The organism is Hymenobacter sp. 102 (assembly GCF_049949205.1).
GTDB lineage: Bacteria > Bacteroidota > Bacteroidia > Cytophagales > Hymenobacteraceae > Hymenobacter.
The window spans coordinates 4,209,792-4,230,615 of the sequence record NZ_CP188172.1; the positions used below are offsets into that span (position 1 = coordinate 4,209,792).

At 58.6% G+C, this 20,824-nt stretch carries 20 protein-coding genes and 1 tRNA gene; 16 read left to right on the top strand and 5 right to left on the bottom strand.

Features of this window, described 5'->3' with window-relative positions; all coding sequences use genetic code 11:
• Positions 1–13 precede the first annotated feature (13 nt).
• Complete coding sequence (locus ACN19L_RS18145) at positions 14–1,105, top strand: sensor histidine kinase (RefSeq protein WP_426490875.1); 1,092 nt, start codon at positions 14–16, stop codon at positions 1,103–1,105.
• A gap of 70 nt (positions 1,106–1,175) precedes the next feature.
• Positions 1,176–1,973, top strand: a complete 798-nt coding sequence (locus ACN19L_RS18150; protein WP_426490876.1) for a LytR/AlgR family response regulator transcription factor — start codon at positions 1,176–1,178, stop codon at positions 1,971–1,973.
• A gap of 40 nt (positions 1,974–2,013) precedes the next feature.
• On the opposite strand, the gene ACN19L_RS18155 is transcribed toward ACN19L_RS18150, so the two are convergent.
• From ACN19L_RS18155 to ACN19L_RS18170, 4 genes are all read right to left on the bottom strand, one after another.
• A tRNA-Leu gene (locus ACN19L_RS18155) sits at positions 2,014–2,095 on the bottom strand.
• A 25-nt stretch (positions 2,096–2,120) separates the two neighbouring features.
• Positions 2,121–2,660, bottom strand: a complete 540-nt coding sequence (locus tag ACN19L_RS18160; protein WP_426490877.1) for an iron-sulfur cluster co-chaperone HscB C-terminal domain-containing protein — start codon at positions 2,658–2,660, stop codon at positions 2,121–2,123.
• 44 nt (positions 2,661–2,704) lie between these two features.
• Positions 2,705–3,022 (bottom strand): putative quinol monooxygenase, encoded by a 318-nt coding sequence (locus ACN19L_RS18165; protein ID WP_426490878.1) that lies wholly within the window; start codon positions 3,020–3,022, stop codon positions 2,705–2,707.
• A gap of 119 nt (positions 3,023–3,141) precedes the next feature.
• Positions 3,142–3,915, bottom strand: a complete 774-nt coding sequence (locus tag ACN19L_RS18170; RefSeq protein ID WP_426490879.1) for an SAM hydrolase/SAM-dependent halogenase family protein — start codon at positions 3,913–3,915, stop codon at positions 3,142–3,144.
• A 185-nt stretch (positions 3,916–4,100) separates the two neighbouring features.
• Between ACN19L_RS18170 and ACN19L_RS18175 the strand changes: the two genes are divergently transcribed.
• The 14 genes from ACN19L_RS18175 to ACN19L_RS18240 all read left to right on the top strand — a co-directional run bounded on the left by ACN19L_RS18175 (position 4,101) and on the right by ACN19L_RS18240 (position 19,933).
• The gene (locus ACN19L_RS18175; protein ID WP_426490880.1) at positions 4,101–5,207 is read left to right on the top strand and encodes a PhoH family protein; all 1,107 of its coding nucleotides are present in this window, start codon (positions 4,101–4,103) and stop codon (positions 5,205–5,207) included.
• Between the two features lie 148 nt (positions 5,208–5,355).
• Positions 5,356–5,796 carry a GNAT family N-acetyltransferase gene (locus tag ACN19L_RS18180; protein ID WP_426490881.1) on the top strand — a complete coding sequence of 147 codons (441 nt, stop codon included), beginning with the start codon at positions 5,356–5,358 and terminating at the stop codon, positions 5,794–5,796.
• Between the two features lie 161 nt (positions 5,797–5,957).
• A complete protein-coding gene (locus ACN19L_RS18185) occupies positions 5,958–8,195 on the top strand; it encodes a ComEC/Rec2 family competence protein (protein WP_426490882.1) in 2,238 nt (745 codons plus the stop codon).
• Between the two features lie 198 nt (positions 8,196–8,393).
• Positions 8,394–9,206 carry an enoyl-CoA hydratase/isomerase family protein gene (locus ACN19L_RS18190; RefSeq protein WP_426490883.1) on the top strand — a complete coding sequence of 271 codons (813 nt, stop codon included), beginning with the start codon at positions 8,394–8,396 and terminating at the stop codon, positions 9,204–9,206.
• A gap of 141 nt (positions 9,207–9,347) precedes the next feature.
• Complete coding sequence (locus tag ACN19L_RS18195; protein ID WP_426490884.1) at positions 9,348–9,869, top strand: fatty acid hydroxylase; 522 nt, start codon at positions 9,348–9,350, stop codon at positions 9,867–9,869.
• A 4-nt stretch (positions 9,870–9,873) separates the two neighbouring features.
• Positions 9,874–10,803: a MerR family transcriptional regulator gene (locus ACN19L_RS18200; protein WP_426490885.1), complete on the top strand. Its 930-nt coding sequence runs from the start codon at positions 9,874–9,876 to the stop codon at positions 10,801–10,803.
• 252 nt (positions 10,804–11,055) lie between these two features.
• Positions 11,056–11,571: a sigma-70 family RNA polymerase sigma factor gene (locus tag ACN19L_RS18205; RefSeq protein ID WP_426490886.1), complete on the top strand. Its 516-nt coding sequence runs from the start codon at positions 11,056–11,058 to the stop codon at positions 11,569–11,571.
• A 189-nt stretch (positions 11,572–11,760) separates the two neighbouring features.
• Positions 11,761–13,248, top strand: coding sequence for a phytoene desaturase family protein (locus ACN19L_RS18210; protein ID WP_426490887.1), 1,488 nt, complete (start codon positions 11,761–11,763; stop codon positions 13,246–13,248).
• A gap of 9 nt (positions 13,249–13,257) precedes the next feature.
• Positions 13,258–14,100, top strand: a complete 843-nt coding sequence (locus tag ACN19L_RS18215; RefSeq protein ID WP_426490888.1) for a phytoene/squalene synthase family protein — start codon at positions 13,258–13,260, stop codon at positions 14,098–14,100.
• 101 nt (positions 14,101–14,201) lie between these two features.
• On the top strand, positions 14,202–14,729 hold the full coding sequence (locus tag ACN19L_RS18220; RefSeq protein ID WP_426490889.1) for a hypothetical protein: 528 nt from the start codon (positions 14,202–14,204) through the stop codon (positions 14,727–14,729).
• A gap of 144 nt (positions 14,730–14,873) precedes the next feature.
• On the top strand, positions 14,874–16,070 hold the full coding sequence (locus tag ACN19L_RS18225; RefSeq protein WP_426490890.1) for a carboxypeptidase-like regulatory domain-containing protein: 1,197 nt from the start codon (positions 14,874–14,876) through the stop codon (positions 16,068–16,070).
• A gap of 100 nt (positions 16,071–16,170) precedes the next feature.
• The gene (locus ACN19L_RS18230; RefSeq protein ID WP_426490891.1) at positions 16,171–17,019 is read left to right on the top strand and encodes a 4-hydroxy-3-methylbut-2-enyl diphosphate reductase; all 849 of its coding nucleotides are present in this window, start codon (positions 16,171–16,173) and stop codon (positions 17,017–17,019) included.
• Between the two features lie 16 nt (positions 17,020–17,035).
• Positions 17,036–17,782, top strand: coding sequence for a fatty acid desaturase (locus tag ACN19L_RS18235; protein WP_426490892.1), 747 nt, complete (start codon positions 17,036–17,038; stop codon positions 17,780–17,782).
• Positions 17,783–17,938: 156 nt separating this feature from the next.
• The gene (locus tag ACN19L_RS18240) at positions 17,939–19,933 is read left to right on the top strand and encodes a tetratricopeptide repeat-containing sensor histidine kinase (protein ID WP_426490893.1); all 1,995 of its coding nucleotides are present in this window, start codon (positions 17,939–17,941) and stop codon (positions 19,931–19,933) included.
• Here ACN19L_RS18240 and ACN19L_RS18245 read toward each other — a convergent pair.
• Positions 19,914–20,651 carry a LytR/AlgR family response regulator transcription factor gene (locus ACN19L_RS18245; protein ID WP_426490894.1) on the bottom strand — a complete coding sequence of 246 codons (738 nt, stop codon included), beginning with the start codon at positions 20,649–20,651 and terminating at the stop codon, positions 19,914–19,916. The two genes, ACN19L_RS18240 and ACN19L_RS18245, sit on opposite strands and share 20 nt — an antisense overlap.
• Between the last annotated feature and the right edge of the window lie 173 nt (positions 20,652–20,824).

The following is a 20,824-nucleotide window of genomic DNA, read 5'->3' on the forward strand; positions in this document are numbered from 1 at the left end:
TTTCGCCCTTCCCATGTTCCTGCTCATGCCCACCAATCAGTATTCCTCCATTTTGGGTAAATATTATCCCAAGCAAAAGCACTGGTTGAAGATGCTGGGCCTGATGCTGGTCCTGTCCGTGAGCCTGACTCTGCTGAACCTGCTGATCTGCCGCAGCTGCTCCCAGACCCGGGCGGATATGCTGGTCACGTTCGGCTACAATTTCTGCTACACCACCGGGCTGTGGCTGGCCAACGGGCTGCCCTCCGAGCTGCTCAACCGCTACGTCGACTGGACGCAGAACCCGCTGCGCCGCTTCCTGACCACGGTGCTGGTTTCGCTGGTGGCCTCACTGGTGGTTATTTTCGTGGTGTCGGCGGCCTTCCGGGTCGGGTACTTTCACCGGCCGCTCTGGAGCATCAACTGGCAGTCCTACGCCATTCCGCTGGGTATTACGCTCATTGTGTCGTTGTTCATGCACAGCCGCTCGTTTCTGCTTAGCTGGCGGGAAGTATCGGTGCGGGCCCAGCGGCTGGAAAAGGAAAATGCCCAGGCACAGGCCGACAGCCTGCGCCGCCAGCTGGATCCACATTTTCTGTTCAACTCCCTCAATGCCCTCACCTCGCTGGTGGAGGAAAACGACCCCGCCCGCGCCGCCCGCTTCATCCGCCAGCTCAGCCAGGTGTACCGCTACGTGCTCGAATCTCAGAATCAGGAAGTAGTAACCCTACCGGAGGAACTGCAATTCGGCGAGGCCTACCTGTTTTTGCAGCGCACCCGCCTGGGCGAAGGTCTGCAGGTGGAACGCCATTTTCCGGCCGCCGCTCCGCTGGATGAGTGGCTGGTGCCACCGCTGGCCCTGCAGTTGCTGCTGGAAAACGCCATCAAGCACAACGCCACTTCCCAGCGTAATCCGCTGCACATCAGCCTGACCCTGGATGAGGTTGACCGCACGCTTACCGTGCGTAATTCCCGCCACGTCCGCCGCTTGGGTGCGGGCGAATCGGGGGGGGTGGGCCTGAAAAACCTGCAGGCCCGCTACGCCTACCTCACGGCCCGGCCAGTACTGATTGAGCAGTCGGCTACTGAATTTACGGTAGTTCTGCCGCTGCTGGAGCTACGTTAGGTCATGGTGTTCCACTACATTTTCGCGTAGCACCGCCTGTGCGGCCGCAACTTCCGCCTACATTCACTGCATGACTCCTCCTGCCGCCCCACTTCGTGCCGTTCTGATTGAAGATGAACCTCTGGCTGCAACCCGCCTGGCGGGCCTGCTGCAGAAGCAGCCCCAGCCGGTGGTGGTAGTAGGGCAGGCCGAATCGGTGGCGGAAGCCGTAGAGCTGCTGCAGCGCCTGCAGGCCAACCCGCCGGATGTGCTATTTCTGGATATTCACCTAGCCGATGGCCTGAGTTTTGAGCTGTTCGAGCGGCTGTCCATCACCAGTCCCGTCATCTTCACCACGGCTTACGATAAATACGCCCTGCGCGCTTTTAAGGTCAACAGCGTGGACTACCTGCTCAAGCCCATTGACCCCGAGGAGCTGACGGCCGCCCTGGCTAAGCTACGCCGCCAGCAGCAGCCTGCCACCACCCAGTTGGATGCCGCCCTGCTGGCTCAGATTCTGCGCCAGGCCCAGCCCGCCAAGGAATACAAAACCCGATTTGTGGTACGGGTAGGGGAGCACCTGAAGGCTATTCCAGTGGAGCAGATTGCCTACTTCGCCAGCCTGGAAAAAGTAACCCTGCTGCACACCCGCGAAGGCCGCCGCTTCGTGGTGGATTACACGCTGGAGCAGCTGGAAGGCATGCTGGATCCGCTGGAATTCTTCCGCCTCAACCGCGCCTACCTGGCCCACGCCGAAGCCATCCAGGATATTATCCACTACACCAACTCCCGCCTGCAAACCATCCTCAAGCCCGCCGCCCCCGACAACGACACCGTGCTGGTCAGCCGCGAAAAAGTCGGGGCTTTTAAAGCCTGGCTGGACAGGTAAAGAAAAAGCCCCTCAACACAACTGCTGAGGGGCTTTTCTGTACCCGGAGCCGGGGTCGAACCGGCACATCTTTCGATATCGGTGTTTGAGACCGACGCGTCTACCGATTCCGCCATCCGGGCGCTTCCAGCCGTGCCTGCTGGTAGATCAGGAACGGGTGGCAAACTTAGCCAGAGATTCGCGAATGCGCAACAGGTAGCGCTTTTTTAGGTAATAGGTCCGCACCTGCGCCAGTGCCTGCGGGCGGGCATCCTGGGGTAAGCCTTCGTAGCCGGCTAGTACGGGTTCGATGCCTGCTTCCAGGGTGTCATTCAGAGCGTTAACTGCTGATTCAACGCGGGCGGCAACGGCTGGGTCGGGCTCGAATTCCAGCTCCATCAGCTGCTCATTCAGCTCCATCACTTCCAGTAAAAATTCTCCAGGAAGCTCCTGTTTCCCTTCTTCCAGCAGCCCGTGCCGGTTCAGGATGTAGGCCATACGCTGGTCAGTGTCCGACAAGATGCGGTAGGCATTGGTGTTGAGCGTGGCCAATTGCAGGATTTCCTGCTGCTTTTCGGGTGAGGCAGTAGCGTGAAAATCGGGGTGATACTCGCGGCTCAGCGCGTAGTATTTCTGCTTCAGCGCCGCAGCATCGGGGCGGAATGATTCGGACAAGCCGTAAAATTCAAAGTAGTCAGGCGTAGGCATGCGGAAAGGCGAGGGAAGAATAAAGCCACCAAAAGGTGCACAGGTTACGAAGAGTGCTTGGCTGAAGCAGGCGTCAGCACGGCCGGGTGTACGGAAAAAGCCAGGGGAGGGGCGGCAAACAACACTTTGGTAGCCGGCCATACCTGCCCAAACAGCGCGGAGCGTCGATACGCATTCAGGTGCTCCTCCGACTCCCAGTGGCTGTGCGTGCAATACACTGCCGGATCATGCAGGTCCTGCCACAACTCCAGAAACTGGCACCCCGGCATCAGGCGGATTCGCTCTTCCGATTCCTGAAAAATCTTCAGGAAAGCGGCTACTTGCTCCGGCTGGAACGTCATGCGCACAATGCGAATCAGCATGCTAAAATCAAAAGAATGAGGGAAAAAGGCGCCCTGTCAGGATGACAGATTTAACTTAACATAATAAATAGATAAAGGGTCTATTCCCGTCTAGGGCCGGACAAGCATGGTTTTACGGCTTATTCCCCCACAAACCGCACATCTACCTGGGAGTCGAAATGCAGACCAAGCAACTCGGAGGCATTGCCTTGGTTGATGCCGATGCAGAGACGGTCCTGACTGTTAAAAATGCACACGGCTTCACCGGGTGCGGCCGCCTGAAAATGGGGGGCAATTTCGCGCACGGTTTCGCGGGCGAAGTGGATAGTGCAGGGCCGGTCCCGGCCCACCACCTCCACCGCGGTGCGGCTGATATCCGTGACGAGGTTGCCGTAGTGGTCCACGTGCACCACATGGCCCGTAATGCGGTTATCCTGCAGGCGCATCTGCCGGTTCAGGAGCTGGTAGGTTTCAGTGGTGGCGGGCCCGAGGTCGGCAAGGGTACCGCCCTGGGCCAGATGCACAGCGGCGGGTACCAGCAGGTCGCGGGTGGGAGAGGCGGTGGCGGTATGATGGGTACCGAGCACTACCAGCTCCTCGGGCATGCCGTCGCAGAGCAGCGGCAGCAAGCCGTTATCAGCCGAAACAAAAAAATGGCCCCGAAACCGGGCCGCGTGCCAGGCTGCTTTAGGAGAGCCCAGGTCGTTTACACCCACCAGGTGCACCGTGCCGCTGGGAAAATCCTGATACACAGCCCCGAGTACGTGTACGGCGTGAGCAATGTTAAAGGGTTCGATGCCGTGGGTGATATCCAGTACCGGCACCAGGGGCGCAAGCTGCAGAATCCGCGCCTTCACGGCCGCCACATAATGGTCGCGGTAGCCGAAATCGGACAGAAACGTAATCAAGCCCATGACCGGAAATTGGGAGTTATTCGTACTATTGCCAGGACCCCGTGGGGGCGGCAAAAGTAGGCCTTTTGCCGCGAAACGGCAGCAGCAACGAACTACTGATTTTTGTTGTTATTGCTTTTACCCATGTGTGCTGTATCCGTCCGGCACGTTGTTACTTTCCTTTCGCTCTTAAAATTCCCTTCAGTTTGGTCGAAAAAATCATCACCCTGGAAAACGTGTCCCTGGTTGAGTTCCTGGGACCCGATAACCAAAATATCCGGCAGCTGGCGGCGGCGTTTCCGGGTAGCAAAATCATTTCCCGCGGCAACGAAATCAAGATTCAGGGCCAGACGGCCGTTATCAGCCGCATCAACGAGATTCTGTCGGCCTTGCTGGAGCACTACCACCAGTACGGGCAGATTACCGACAAAACGGTAAGCCAATACCTGTCGTCGGCCGATGAGGATCTGGACGAGGCCCGCATGGCGGCTTCGCCCGATGTTATCCTGTTCGGGGCCAAAGGCGGCGTTATCAAAGCCAAAACGGCCAATCAGCAGCGCTTGGTAGATGCCGTGCTTCGCAACGATCTGGTGTTTGCGCTGGGGCCGGCCGGTACGGGCAAAACCTACATTTCGGTGGCCCTGGCCGTGCGGGCACTCAAAAACAAGGAGGTCAAGAAAATCATTATTTCCCGGCCCGTGGTGGAGGCAGGGGAGAGCCTGGGCTTCCTGCCCGGCGACATGAAGGAGAAGGTGGACCCCTACCTGCGCCCGATTTATGATGCCTTGGAGGACATGCTGCCGCCCGAGAAATTCAAATTCTACCTCGAGAACAAGACCATTGAAATTGCGCCGCTGGCCTACATGCGGGGCCGCACGCTCAATAATGCCTTCGTGCTGCTGGATGAGGCCCAGAACACCACGCCCTCGCAGCTGAAGATGTTTCTGACCCGCATGGGCCCGAACGCCAAAGTGATGGTGAACGGGGACCGTAGTCAGATTGACCTGCCTACCAAGCAGAAATCGGGGCTGATTCAGGCCCTGGATATTCTGCAGGGCGTGAACGGTATCGGGTTCGTGGAAATGACGGCCGACGACGTGGTGCGGCACCGCTTGGTGAAGCAGATTGTGCAGGCCTACGATAAGTTCGACGTGCAGCAGCAGAAGGACCAGGCTAACCGCCCCGTGCGGGAGTATCGCCCCAGCTACCAGCGCCGTCAGGATGAAATTGCCCACCACGACCCCGGCAAGCACCCTGATGCCCGCCGCGAGGATGATGGCACGCAGGCGCTGCCCGTCAACCATGAGCAGTAAGCCACTCCGAACAGTACTTGAAAAGCGGCTACCGATTCAGGTAGCCGCTTTTTTGTGGTTCTGACTGCAGTAGGCTGCGTATGTTTGGAATCGTTACTTCCTTTTTACCACTGGCCGGCTGCTGTCGGCTTGTTCTCACTGCCTTCCCGTGATTCTTGTACACCGCGTTACCACCGAGCAGGACTTGCTGGCGGCCCTGGCTATTCGTCACACGGTATTTGTGCTGGGCCAGAGCGTACCCGCCGACCTGGAAAACGACCACCACGACCGCACCGACGCCACTCACTACCTGGCCCAAACCGAAGCCGGTACGCCCTGCGGGGCCGCCCGCTGGCGTACCACTGAAAACGGCGTGAAACTGGAGCGGTTTGCTGTGCTGGCTGAGTACCGCAACCAGCAGGTGGGCGCGGCGCTGCTGGCGGCCGTGCTCCAGGACGTACAGGCAGCCCATCCTACGGCCGAGATATACCTGAATGCGCAGGTTGCGGCCGTGCGGTTCTATGAGCGGCATGGTTTCGTGAAGGCCGGTGAGGCCTTTTGGGAAGCCGGGATTGAGCACTACAAAATGACGTGGCAGCGGCCGGAGTAAGCGGCCGCATTGGGGTGGATATCTACAAGCCGGGGCTGGTTTTCTGCAACTGCGGAATGCCAGCCCCGGCTTTTGGTATTCGGGCTATTTTCAGCATTTTACCTGCTGGTTGCGGACGAGCTTAGCGCCACGTATTACAACTATCCATTTAGTGTGCGGATATGGAAATAAAATGGGCTCCCAACGCCGCAGTTCGGCTGGTGCTGCCGCTCATGGCGGGCATTCTGCTGTACCTCTACACCGGCGAGGCGCTACCCGATTTGCGGTGGCTGACACTGGCCTTGACCTTTGGGTTTATGGCGCTGCAGCTGTGGGCCGCGGGCCGGCCCACGCCCGGCGCTACCGATGCGGCCGGGCTGCTAGCCTTCCTCACGCTGGTAGTAGCCGGAGCCGCCCTCACTCAGCAAACCACCGAAAACCGCCGTCCTGACCATCTGTACCGCTTCGGGAGCCGGATAGAATATTACCGGGCCGTGGTGGATGACTATACAGTGATACGGCCGGCTACCTACGCCACGACCGTGCGCGTGTCGGCGGTGCGGGTGGCGGGGCACTGGCAGCCGGCGCAGGGCGGTATCCGGGTGAGTATTCCGCGCGAAGAGGGCCTGGCTACCCCCCGGTACGGCGACGTGTGGGTGGTGCGCGGGGCCCCGGCCCCCAGCAAAGCCCCGCTCAACCCCGGCGAGTTCGACTACCGCCGTTATCTGCAGTACCATCAGGTATATCATCAGCAGTTTATTCACCCTGATCAGTTTCTGAAAATAGCCAACGACCCGCCCAGTACATGGCGGGCCATAGCCATGCGGGCGGCGCGGGTGCTGGACGGCGTATTCCGGCAGTACGTGCACGCCAAACGGGAATATGCGCTGGCCTCGGCCCTGGTACTGGGCATTAAGGATGAGGTGGATCAGGAAACCAAGCAGGCCTACGCCAACACGGGCACCACGCACATTATGGCGGTATCGGGGCTGCAGGTGGGGCTGCTGTTTGGGGCCGTCACGTGGCTGCTGAGCCTGCTACCTGGGCGTCGGGGTCCCTGGTTTCGGCTGGTTACGGCCCTGCTGGGACTGGCCGTTATCTGGAGCTACGCTTTCCTGACGGGCTTATCAGCCTCAGTGCTGCGCGCTGCCGTGATGTTCTCATTTATCATTCTGGGGCGCGCTTTTAGCCGGCAAGTGTCCATGTACAATCTGCTGGCCGTGGCGGCCTTCTGCCTACTCTGCTACGACCCGTACCTGCTTTGCGACGTGGGTTTTCAGCTGTCATTTCTGGCGGTGCTGAGCATCGTGTACCTGCAGCCACGCATCGTAAGCTGGCTAAACCCACTGGCGTATTTCCTGGGCAAGCAGCGACCCTGGCAGCCGAAAGTGGTGCAAAAAAGCTGGGGCTGGCTGGGCAGTTTTCTGCACTACGTGTGGGCGGCCACGGCGCTTTCCCTGGCGGCCCAGGTGGCTACTTTCCCGCTGGGGCTGTATTATTTTCATCAGTTTCCGATGAGCTTTCTGGCTTCCAACCTCATTGCAGTGCCTATTTCCAGCGGCGCGGTGTATGTGGGGCTGGGGCTGCTGGCCTTGAAGGGACTGGTAGCCCTGGTGGCGTTGGTGCTGCCTGACCTGGCGGAAGTTCTTGATTGGTTGCCATACGGGCTGGGGCGGGTATTTGAGTTTATGATTTGGGTGTTCAACAACTATATCTTCTGGATTGGGCGGATAATGCCCAGCGCGCTGATTTCCGGTATTCACGTAACCACTCCGCAGGTCTGGCTTATTGGGGGTGCTATTCTGGCCGTATTGCTGTTTCTGGCGTTGAAAAAGCTGCCCTGGCTGGCGCTGGCGTGCACCCTGCTGGGCGTGTTTGCCGGCAGTAAAGTGTGGGCGGCGTATCAGCTGGCACCTACCAAGCAGCTGGTTATCTATAGCATTCCGCGCCGCTCGGTGATAGGGTTTTGGCAGGGGGCCAGCGCCGAAATTGTTACGCTCGACTCGCTGCCGCTCACTGAAACCGAGCGGACCTACCGCATCGTGCCTGGCATTATTCAGCGGGAAGCGCGCCGGGTCAGTTACCGGCCCGGCTGGCGCGGCTGCCCCGTACCAGCTGTGGTAGCCGAGCCCGGCCTGACGCTGGCGGCTTGGCAAGGTCGGAAACTGGCCTTCGTGAGCGGCTGGCTCAGTAACGCCACCGCGCCGGTTCCGGGCCTCACGGCCGTAGTGCTGCGCCGCAATGCCCGGGTGCAGCCCCGGCAGCTGGCGGCTTTGTTCGGCTCCGAGGCTCCAGTGGTGTTCGACTCGTCCTGCAAAAGCTGGTATGTACTCCGGCAGGATTCTTTGCTGCGCGCCAGCGGCTTCAAAACCCACGATGTAACGCTGCAGGGCGCATTTGTCGTGACGCAGGGGCAGTAGGTGGGCGGAAGGCAGGCGTTGGCCGAAACCGAAGAGGCCCTTTTCATAGTATAGTGTATACTGTCAGGCTGGTAGCATCGCCTCAATTTTGCTACGTTTGGTTTTTACGCCCCCTGCTCTGTTTCAGCGCCTGCAGCCGCTCCCGCCCGGACTACCGCACCCGCTGAATTTCTTTCACCGTACTGCAACTCCCTGATTATGGAAGATATGCCCACTCAGGAACTGGAAGACCTGCGCTTCATTCGCTACGAAGCCCAGGACTCCATCGGCTATATTACCCTCAACCGCCCTGAAAAGCGCAATGCGCTGAGCGCCGAAATGGTCACGGAATTAAAGCTGGCCTTTGAGCACGCCGAGGACGATGCCGCCTGCAAAGTAATTGTGCTGCGGGCCGAAGGCGAGGTATTCTGCGCCGGTGCCGATCTGGCCTACATTCAGGAGATGCAGGGCTTCGGCTACACTGATAACCTGGCCGACTCCACCCACCTGATGCAGCTGTTTCACCAGATATACACCCTCAAAAAGGTGGTCATCGGGCAGGTGCAGGGCCACGCACTGGCTGGGGGCTGCGGCCTGGTCACCATCTGCGACTTTGCTTTTGCTGTGCCCGAGGCCAAATTCGGCTACACCGAGGTGAAAATCGGGTTTTTGCCGGCTATTGTGAGCGTGTTTCTGCTGCGCAAAGTAGGAGAGGCCCGCACCAAACAGCTGCTGCTCACCGGCGACGCCGTATCGGCGCAGATGGCACAGGAGTTTGGACTGGTAAACTTCCTGGTACCCCGTGAAGAATTAGCGGCTAACGTGTACCGCTTTGCCCGCCGCCTCTGCGTGGAGAACTCAGGTCAAAGCATGGAATCGACCAAGGAAATGCTGGCCCGCATTCCGGAAATGCCGTTGGAAGACAGCCTCCGCTACGCCGCCCGCCTCAACGCCGAAGCCCGCGGCTCCGACGACTGCCGCCGCGGAATTGCCGCTTTCCTGAGTAAGGAAAAAATAGTGTGGGATAACTAAGCCGCCCACCCCGGCAGCCTTGGCAAGAATACCCTGTTGGCTGGTGCCAGCAGGGTTTTTTTGTCGGGAGCCTGCCAATTTTTTGTACCTTTCTTCCTTATCTGGTTTCAAACTTCTTTTCCTCAGGCTGGTTTGCCCTCTATGACAACGCTGGCAGCCGTAGCCGTTACCACGGCTACTTTTATCGGAATGGAATTCGTGGCGTGGTTCATGCACCGGTTTGTACTGCATGGGCCACTCTGGTTTCTGCACCGTTCTCACCATGTGCGCCACCCCCACCGCTTTGAGCGCAACGATTTCTTTTTCCTGTTTTACGGCTCTTTGTCGATGCTGCTGATTATAGCTGGCTCCGACGAGAAAGATGCCCGATTCTGGATGGGAATTGGTATTGCCAGCTACGGTACGCTTTATTTCTTCGTCCACGATGTACTGATCCATGGTCGGCTGCGCTTTTGGCGCAAGTCGCGCAACGCATATCTGCGAGCGTTGAACATGGCCCACAAAATCCACCATAAAACCACCGGCCGCGACGGGAGCGAGGAGTTTGGACTGCTGTGGGTATCGCCGAAATATTACCAGCTGGCCCTGCGCCGCCCGGCACCTACCCGCGTGCTGCCCACCCGTCGAGCCACCGAATCATATCAGCCAACCAAGGAGGGGTAGTACAGTGGGACATTTTTCTATCAGCGACCTGGAGCAGCTTTCGGGAATCAAGGCGCATACGATTCGTATCTGGGAGCAGCGCTACGGCATTTTGCGGCCCGTGCGCACCGCTACCAATATCCGCACGTATTGCGACGACGACCTGCGCCGCCTGCTGAACGTGGCAACCCTGTGCGACCGGGGCTACCGCATCTCACAGGTAGCTAAACTCACGGAGCAGGAACTGGCCAAGGCTGTTATCTCCTGCGACGATGAAAGCCACTCGCACCGTTACTGCCACCATGTAAACGGCCTGCTGGCTGCCATGCTCGAAATGAATGAGAGCCGGCAGGTGTGCATCATGAACCAGGTGGTGGAGCAGTACGGCTTTGAGCAGGCGGTTTTACAGGTAGTGTATCCATTTCTGCAGCGTATTGGCGTCATGTGGCAGGCTGGCACCGTCAATCCGGCTCAGGAGCACCTGGTTACCCATCTGATCAAGCAGAAACTGATGGCCGCCACCGATGCGTTGCCCTCGGTGCAGCCAGCTACGGCCCGGCGCTGGGTGCTGTTTCTGCCGGAAGGCGAGATGCACGAGCTGGCGCTGCTCTTCATGAACTATGTGTTGCGCAGCCGCGGCCACCACGTACTCTACCTCGGTCAAAACCTGCCGATGGCTGAGTTAGGGCAGGTGTGCACGGCTTATCAGCCCTACGCCGTGGTAACTGTGCTGACGGCCGTGCCGGAGCGCCACGAGGTGCAGGATTTTGTGCACCAACTAGGACAGCTTTGCCCCGATGTTCAGCTGTACCTCTACGGTCCGCTGGCGCAGTTAGTGACTGAGCTTCCGCGCAATGCCGCTCGCCTGGGGCTTATAACGGAATTTATAAAACTGGCTAGCGACTTAACCCTGGCCGAAACGTGCGTGGCACTACCCGAGTTAATAGAACGATAATCTGCCCTTGCCCAACCTCGCGCTGCCCCGGCCGTACTGCTTACTGCAGTGGGCCGGGGCAGCGTGCGTAATAGCAGATGACAGCAGCTAATGAAAAGCTGCAGAGGGCTTGTAATGAGGTATTTGCGGAGATAAGGAGCGGAGAGCCGTATGAAATACGGGCATATCAGAAAATAAAATGATGTAGGTACGCTCAACTTTCAAATCGACGCGTATATTTGTTTAACTTTTTGCCACGAAAAGCTAAACAGCATGACCTCTCTGGAATTCACCGATCAAGTACAGAAGATTTCTTACTCCCTGAAGCCCGTGGCAATGAACCTGACGCGCGACGCAGACGATGCCAAGGACCTGGTACAGGAAACCTTGCTCAAAGCCATGCTGAACAAAGACAAGTTCAAGGCGGGCACCAACTTGAAGGCGTGGTTGTACACTATTATGCGCAACACCTTCATTAACAACTACAACAAAATCACCAAGCGCAATAGCAATATTGACAGCACGGAGTACTTTCAGTACTTCAATACCAACGAAAGTTACATTACGCACAACGGTGCGACGTCGGATTTCGTAGTAGGGGACATCAACGAAGCCATTGCCGGTCTTTCCGCCGATTATCGGACTCCGTTTATGATGTACTATATCGGTTACAAGTATTTGGAAATTGCGGAGAAGCTGCAGATTCCGATTGGGACCGTGAAAAACCGTATTCACATCGCCCGCAAAGAACTAAAGCAGGCGTTGAAGACATACGCCCCCGGCGTGTAGGGAATAGGGAGAGAGTACAGACCCGCCCCGGGCGTATCGCGGGCCGCAGATTACGATTACCACTCCAGGTAGCGTAGTTTGCGGCCCGTCTGTTTGTGGTCGGCCCCAGTAAAGCTGGTGGCCAAGCCAAACAATTGCGTATGCCCGCCTGATTGTAGCTTGCACTCCATCTCATCTGAATTCTTGCGTTTGGCTTCTCCCGTCTCTTCCCAACACGTTCTCGTCATCGGTGCCGGCTTTGCGGGCTTATCGGCGGCTACCTCCCTGGCTCAGCGGGGCTACCAGGTTACCATTCTGGAGAAAAACGAAGGTCCTGGGGGCCGGGCCCGGGTGTTTAGGGCCAAGGGCTTCACCTTCGATATGGGCCCAAGCTGGTACTGGATGCCGGATATCTTCGAGCAGTACTTCGCCCGCTTCGGCAAAAAAGTGTCCGATTACTATGAACTGGTGCGGCTGGACCCCTCGTACCAAGTTATTTTCAAAGGACCCGAAGCCGTGGATATTCCGGCCGCCATGAGTGAGCTGCGGCAGTTGTTTGAACGGTACGAGCCCGGCAGCGGGGCCCGTTTGGATGAGTTTCTGCGGCAGGCAGCCTATAAGTACGAGGTGGGCATCGGCAAATTTGTGCACATGCCTGGCCGTTCCCTGCTGGAGTTTATGGATCCGCGCCTGGTAGTGGACGCCGTACGGCTGGATTTGCTGCAGAGCATGCACAAGCATGTGCGCAAGTTCTTCCGGGACCCACGCCTGCTGGAGCTGGTGGAGTTTCCGATTTTGTTTCTGGGGGCCACTTCCGAGAATACGCCGGCCCTGTACTCACTCATGAACTACGCTGATCTGGCCCTGGGTACCTGGTACCCGATGGGCGGTATGCACAAGATTGTGGAAGGCATGGTGCGCCTAGCCGAGGAGCGAGGCGTGAAGCTGGAGTATAATCAGGAAGTGCGGCAGATTGTGGTGGAAAACGGCCGCGCTACCGGCGTGCAAACCGCCCAGGGCTTCCGCCCCGCCGACGTAGTAATTGCTGGGGCCGACTACCACCACGCCGAGCAGCACCTGCTGGCCTCGGAATGGCGCACCTACGACGAAGCGTACTGGGACTCGCGCACCATGGCGCCATCGTCGCTACTATTTTACCTGGGCATCAACAAGCGTCTGCCCAACCTGCGCCACCACAACCTGTTCTTCGACGAGGACTTCAGCCTGCATGCCCAGGAGATTTACGAAGACCCGAAGTGGCCCAGCCGCCCGTTGTTCTACGTGTCGGCCCCCAGCCAGACGGACCCCAGCGTAGCCCCGGAGGGCTGCGAGAACATCTTCCTGCTGATTCCGGTGGCCCCCAACCTGCCCGACCCTGAGGAAACCCGGGAGCGGTACTACAACCTGCTGATGGACCGGCTGGAAAAGCACTGCGGCACCAGCATCCGCGACGCGGTGGTGTACAAGCGCAGCTACGCCCACCAGGATTTCATGCAGGATTACCACAGCTACAAGGGCAACGCCTACGGGCTGGCCAATACCCTGCGCCAGACGGCCATCCTGAAACCCGGCCTGAAAAGTAAAAAGGTGCGAAATCTGTACTTTACGGGCCAGCTTACCGTGCCTGGCCCCGGTGTGCCCCCGTCCCTGATTTCGGGCCAGGTAGTAGCCAAGGAAGTGGAGAAGGAGAACCAGTAACTCAGCAGAATGGACCACGTTGCCCTTTTTACCGAAACCAGCCGGGCCTGCGCCAAGCTGATAACCAAACGGTACAGTACTTCCTTCACGCTGGGCATCCGTACGCTGGACCGGCGGTTTCACCTGCCGGTGTACTCGGTGTATGGCTTTGTGCGCTGGGCCGATGAAATTGTGGATACCTTCCACGACCACGACAAGGCCGCTCTGTTCGCCAATTTCAAGCGCCAGACCTACGAGGCCCTGGAAATAGGGCTGAGCCTGAACCCGGTGCTGCATGCGTTTCAGGACGTGGTGCGCCGCTACGGCATCGACCGGGAGTTCATTGATGCCTTCCTGTTCAGCATGGAAATGGACCTCGACGACCGGAGCTACAACCAGTCCCTGTACGAGCAGTACATCTATGGCTCGGCGGAGGTAGTGGGGCTGATGTGCCTGCGCATTTTCTGCGAGGGGGATAAAGCCCTGTTCGACCACCTGCGTGAGCCGGCCCGGCGGCTGGGCTCGGCTTTTCAGAAAGTGAACTTCCTGCGCGACGTGCGCTCCGACTATGAGGAGCGGGGCCGCGTGTATTTCCCCGGCGTGCAGTATGAGCGGTTCACCGATGAGGTAAAGCGCACCATTGAGGCCGATATCCGGGCCGATTTTGAGGCCGGCTACGCGGGTATTGTGCAGCTGCCACGGGCCGCCCGGCTGGGCGTGTACCTGGCGTACGTGTACTACCTCAAGCTCTTTCACAAAATCCGGCAGTTGCCGGCCGCTACCATTCTGGGGGAGCGGGTGCGGGTGCCCAACAACACCAAGCTGCTGCTGCTGCTGGGCTCCTACTTCCGGTACCGGCTGGCCCGGGTGTAAGGCCAGCGCGCGTTGGCAGGCTAATTGCCACAGGAGGAAGAAATCGGGCGCGCTACCAAATAGCGACGTTACTTTGTGTTCTTCTACCAACCCTGTTGCGCGTGAAGCTGAATCGATTCCTGTTCCTATTTCTGATCCTGACGTTCTCCACCCTCGTGTCAACCGAAGCCAACCCCTACGCGGTGCACCATCTGCGCCGCCAGTACCAGCAGGCCGCTACCAGCAAAGAAGCCGGCGAGAAATTTCATAAGCTTATGGCCGCCTATGATAAGCAGGATGCCGTGGTGCTGGCCTACAAAGCCGCCGCCGAAGCCATCCGGGCCCGGGATGCCTCCATGTTCAACAAGCTCACCTACGTGCAGCAGGCCGGCAAGCTGTTCGATCAGGCCGTAAAGCTGGACGATGATAACGCCGAAATCCGGTTTCTGCGCCTGAGCGTGGAAAGCAACCTGCCCAGCTTTCTGGGTATGAGCCAGCACGTGGAAGACGACCGGCAGTTTCTGGTGAGCACTCTGCTGAAGCACCCCAAATCCGGCCTCGACGCGGAATCCTTCGGGCTGGTGCGCGACTTTCTGGTGCAGCGCGGCCACGTATCAGATGCCGAGGCGCAGAAGCTCGCACAGCTCTAAGCAGTCGGCTATGTCCAGCTGCGCTTAGTGCTCGTGGCCCCGTATTCCGGCTGGAATGCGGGGCCACGGTGTATCAGAACGGGCGCGAAGTGCGTTTTAGGGAGCCGGGCACTGCCCGTCAGTTGCTTCGTTTTTCTGTCTGCTATGAAACCACTCCTGTTACTGTTGCTGACCACCACCGTTTCCACCGCCGCCTACGCCCAACAAGCTGTGCTGAAAGGCAAGGTACTGGATGAGCAGGGGCGGCCAGTACCCTTCGCCAACGTGGGCCCGCCCGGGGCTGAGCCGGGCACCGCCACCAATGAGGCCGGCGAGTTCAGCCTGCGGGTGAGCAAGCTGCCCCAGAAGCTGGCCGTTGTGAGCCTGGGCTACACCACCGCCTTGCTCGAGGTGACATCGGCCGCGCCGGTAACCGTTACGCTGAAGGCCAGTGCTGTGGCGCTGCCCGAGGTGAAAGTGCGCAACCCCGATCAGCTGGCCGCCGCGCTGGTGAGGCGGGCTTACGCCAAGCTGGCCCGGCACCAGCAGGAGGAGGAGTTTGGCAAAGCCTTCTACCGCCAGAAACAGGCCCATAACGGCCGCTACACCGAATTCGTGGATGCGTTTTACGATGTGCGCTTTACGGGGCAGGGCGTCAGCGGCTGGCAACTGGAGCAAGCCCGGTACGGCTCAGCCCAGGAGGATACGGGCGTGGAAATGACCAATTTCTCGGCCGCCCTGCGCCTGATTCCGGTATTCGACCCCAAACCCAGCCGCCGGACCCTGGCCGTACCCCTGAGTCCGGGCAGTGAGCGGATTTTTGCTTTTCAGCTGCGCGAAATTCTGGAAAGTCCGGGCCAGGAAACGGCCGTCATCGACTTCAGCCGCCGGCCGGGCGTCGATATCTTCGTGCCCGAAGGTACTCTGTATATTGACAGGCAGACGGCCGCTCTGCGCCGCATTGAGGCCACCGTGCCCATCGACCACCTCATGACGCTGCAACTGCGCCAGGGAACTACCCTCGATGCCCAGACCATGCGCATGACCACCGATTTTGCTCCGCACCGTGACTCCCTGAGCCGGGTGCAGGCCATTCGGGCCGAGCAGCAGATTGTGCTGCGCTACCAGAACCGGCCCGATACCACCACGCTCAACGGCAACCTGTTTTTTTACCGCTACACCGCTCGACCTGCCGGCAAAGGCTACAAAACTACCGGGGCCAGCTACAACGACCTGAAACAGGCCCGAAAAAAGCCCTACGATGCCGGATTCTGGCATAACCGGGAAATATTGCGGGCCTCCCCGGCCGAGGAACGGGTAATCCGGGATTTGGAACAACGCAAGGCATTCGGAGCGTTTTAGGCATACGAGCCGAAAACCTACGGTTGGGTTTTTCGGTTTGTGTCCTATCTTCCGCTCCAGGCGTAACCTTCTACCAGCCTCAGCAGTTAGTCCGTTAGCTATGCCGCACCACCTGAGCGTCCGTATCGACCCCAATTCCGGCTTTTGCTTCGGCGTTATTTATGCCATTCAAATGGCCGAAGACCTGCTGGAGGAGCAGGGGTACTTGTATTGCCTCGGCGACATCGTGCACAACGATGAAGAAGTAGAGCGCCTGCAGCGCCGGGGGCTGCGCATCATCGATTACGAGCAGCTGGCTGCCCTGCGCAACGAAGCGGTGCTGATTCGGGCTCACGGGGAACCGCCGGCTACCTACCAGATGGCGCTGACCAACAACCTGACGCTCATTGACGCCTCCTGCCCGGTAGTACTAAAGCTGCAGAACCGTATCAAGAGTAGCTTCGACCGCCAGGAAAAGATTTTTATCTATGGCAAACACGGCCACGCCGAGGTGCGAGGACTGCTGGGGCAGACGCACGGAGAGGCGGTAGTATTTGAAAATCTGGACGAGCTGCTGCGCTACGAGCTGCCCCAAAACATCACGCTTTACAGTCAGACCACCAAAAGTACCGACTCATTCTACCGCATTAAGGAACAATTGGAAGGGCGGGGGCACCAGGTAGTCGCCAACGATACTATTTGCCGGCAGGTAAGCAACCGGGACAAGGATTTGCGGCGGTTTGTGGCTCAGTTTGATCAGATTGTATTTGTGTCGGGCACGAAAAGCTCCAATGGCAAGGTGCTCTACCAAGTGTGCAAGGATACCAACCCAGCCACCCACTTTGTGTCAAAAGTAGAAGAAGTGTGCCCGTCCTGGTTTAAGCCGGGTCAGACAGTGGGCATCTGCGGAGCTACCAGCACGCCCATGTGGCAGATGGAGCAGGTGCGCGACACGCTGCTGCAGTTTTAAGCCGTACCTTCAGCAAATGCCCGTGTTGCCCGATACTTTCCCTGCGCCGCCTGCCCGGCGGGTAAAGCCGGCTCCCCTGGGTTGGTGGGGGGTAGGCGTAGCCGCTTTGGTAGTGCTGAGCTGGGCGGGGTTGTTGACCTACCTGCTGGCGTTTTACCAGCCAGACTGGCGTACGCCCTGGCCCTACTTGCTGGCTTTGTTGCAAACTCACCTGTACACTGGCCTGTTCATTACGGCTCACGATGCCATGCACGGCGTGGTAAGTCCCAATCGACGGCTGAATAATGCCATTGGAATACTCGCAGCGGGGCTTTTTGCCTTCAACTGGTTTCCGCGGATGCTGCCCAAACACCACGCCCACCACCGCCACGTAGCCACTGAGGAAGACCCCGATTTTCACGACGGCCGGCATAGCAGCTTCCTGGCGTGGTTTGTACGTTTCGCCTGGAACTACGTCACGGTGGCCCAGGTGGTCCTGATGGCCGTTACGTACAATGTGCTGAAGGCTTTTTTCCCGATGGCCAACGTTATTGCCTTCTGGATGATACCGGCCGTACTGGCCACACTGCAGCTGTTTTACTTTGGTACCTACCTGCCGCACCGCGGGGAGCACGCGCCCGACAACGTGCACAGGTCGCGCAGCCAGTTCCGGCACCACCTGTGGGCATTTGTCAGCTGCTACTTTTTCGGGTATCACTACGAGCACCACGATCAGCCCTACCTGCCGTGGTGGCGGCTGTGGCAGGCCAAGCCTACCCGGTAAAATGAGTAAGATGCTGGGAATGAGTGAAACATAAGTCTTTTTGTATATTGGGCTGATAAGTGTGCTTGGTGCGCCCTGCTTCAACAAGACGGTTTGCCCAATATGTTTTGCTGGTTCTCACAGTATGCTGCTTTTCGGCCGTGGGCTTTCACCCTGATGTTTCTGCTGTGGGCCGTGGGCAAAAGCCGGGCGACGCCACCATCAGGCCTGCTGGGGCCGGAGGAATTGCCGGCTGTGGAGGCACACCGGGTAATCAGGCAGATGACGCGGCAACTGCCTGCCGCGCTGCAACGGCAGGATACGGCCCAAATCAGACAGCTACACTGGTGGGTCGGGCGGGCCTGGGGCGGGCTGAACAGGCCAGAGAAAGCGGCCTGGCATTACAGAAAGGCCTTAGGCCTGAGCCAAGATGGGAGCGAGGCATCTGCGTGGCTGGAGTGGCTGTTGGGTAGGGCTCTACTGAGCCAGGGCGACACGGGCCAGGCCCGGCAGGCGTACCGGTTGGCCTACAGTATTTTTCAGCGGCGGCGACACGTAAGGGGGCAAGGGCAGGTGCTGGAGCAGTTAGGGGACCTGTTTGGGCGCATGGGGCATTGGAACCAGGCGCAAAAAAGTTACGAGCAGGCATTAGCGGCCTGGCAACTTACCCATGATAAGGCCAGGGCTGCCCACGCGCTAAACCTGCTGGGCACCGCGCACCGGGAGCAGCGCCACTATTTTCGGGCCCAGTACTACCTGCAAAAAAGCCTGAGCTGGGCTCAACAGCAGCCCGATAGCGCTTTGGTTAGTGAGGCCCTGACGGGTATTGGCAGCGTCCACCAGTCGTTGCGAAACGCCGAAGCTGCTGCTCCTTATTTCAAGCGGGCTTTACAGACGCTGCCCCACCACGCTCCACCGCACAAACGGGCGGCGGCTTTGGCCAGCCTGGGCATTGCGTATGACTCGTTAGGCAACGCTGCATTGGCAGTTCAATACTTCCGAACTGCCCTGCAGCCAGCCCGTCAGGCCGGCTCCTACGTGCTGCTCAGCCAGCTCTATAATTCTTTGAGCAAGCTGTACCGTGGGCAGGGGCAGTGGCAGGAAGCGCTGGCTGCCCTCGCGCGCTATACGGAACTGCAGGATAGTGCCTACGCCGAGCAGCATCTGGCTCAGGTGGCGGAGCTGCAAACCCGGTTCGAAACTGAGAAAAAGGAAAAGGAAATTCAACTCCTGACCAAAGAGCGTCAGCTCCAGCAGGCCCACCTGCGCCGCCAAACTGTGGTGCGCAATCTGCTGCTGCTAGGTACGGCGCTGCTGCTACTGATGGTGGTAGTGCTGTATCGGGCGCAACGGCGGCAGCAGCATACCAACCGGCTCCTGCGCCAGAAAAATACGGCCATCAACCGGCAAAAAGAGGAGCTTGACCGCCTCAACCGCACCAAAGACACGCTGTTTTCCATCATCTCTCACGATTTGCGCGGGCCGCTGACCTCGTTGCATTCCTTACTGGCGCTGCTCAAGCTGGGCCGTTTGCCTGCCGACCGGCTAGCCTCCCACTCTGAGCGGCTGACCCGTATGCTCGACGGAACCCTGCACCTGCTGGATAACCTCCTGAACTGGTCAGCGGCACAGCTCAAGAGTGGGGGCAGCGTCCGGCCCGAGCGCATCCGGCTGGAAGAGCTGGTTCAAGAAACAGTGGCCCTGTTTCAGGGCGACGCCGAGCGCAAAGGCATCCGGCTGCGCAGCGAAACACCCGACTGGTGCCCTGCCCTGGCCGATATAAACATGGTACGACTGGTGCTTCGGAATCTGCTGAGTAACGCCCTGAAATTCACGCAACCCGGCGGCCAGGTGCACATTTCGCTAATGGCGCGTACTAACTGCTGGGAGATTACCGTGCAGGATACCGGCGTTGGAATTGATGCCGCGGGGCAGGCACGTTTGGCCGAACCCAGCAATTATTTTTCCACGCCAGGGACTGCCCGCGAAAAAGGAACGGGCCTGGGGCTCCCGCTGTGCCGCGAGTTTGTGCACCGTAACGGCGGAGAGTTCTGGTTCCGGAGTCAGTGGGGCGCTGGCTCCAGCTTTCATTTCACGCTGCCAATAATGCCGGGGGAAACGGATAGCTTCAAGCCGGATCAGTTGGCTTACATCAGTGCTGCCGCCGAATAAGGGAACGATTCACGATGCGCTCCGTTACCCGCTCCCGGTAGGTTTGGCCCAGGGGCAGGGCGTGCCCGCCCACTTTCACTTCCAGGTTGCTCACGGAGTCAATGCGGGAGGCATTGACGAGGTAGGAGCGGTGGGTGCGCACAAACATGCCGGGCGGCAGCTGCTCCTCCAGGTTTTTCAGGTTCACCAGCGTTAGGTGCGTGCGCCCATCGGCCGTGTTGATTTTGGTAAAATCCTTGAGCGCCTCAATGTAGAGTACCTCCCGGTAGTGCAGCCGCACAAACTGTGCGTCCGTTCGGATAAAAAATGAGCCCCAGCCTGTGAGCGTATCGTTTTGCACATCAGTAGCTGACGGGTTCACCCGCAGAATACCTGCTACTTTGGTAACAGCTTTTAGAAATCGGTCCAGGGAAATCGGTTTCAGCAGAAAATCAATAACATCCAGATTAAAGCCCTCCATGGCATATTGCGGGTAGGCTGTCATCAGAACTACCAACGGTGGCTGATGCAGCGACCGAACCAGATCAATCCCACTGAGATGGGGCATGGTCACATCTGAGAACAATACCTGCACCGGGTTCTGCATCAGGTAGCGGTGCGCATCCAACGGATCGGTAAAAGCAGCCTTCACATCCAGAATATCCGTCATGGCTACGTACGCTTGCAATAGGTCCAGCACAAGCGGATCGTCATCAAGGAGCAGGCACGAAATCTTCATACAGAGGTGTTAGTTGCAAGTATTAAGGTGAATATAGAAATATAAAAGTGATTAGTCTTATTTATTATTAAAAGAAAACAATTTAAGCTCGTAAAAATGGCCGGCTGGTCGACTTTTCTACTGGCTTGCTATACTTTCTTGCGCAGCATACGCAGGTCCTAAGTAGCTTATAA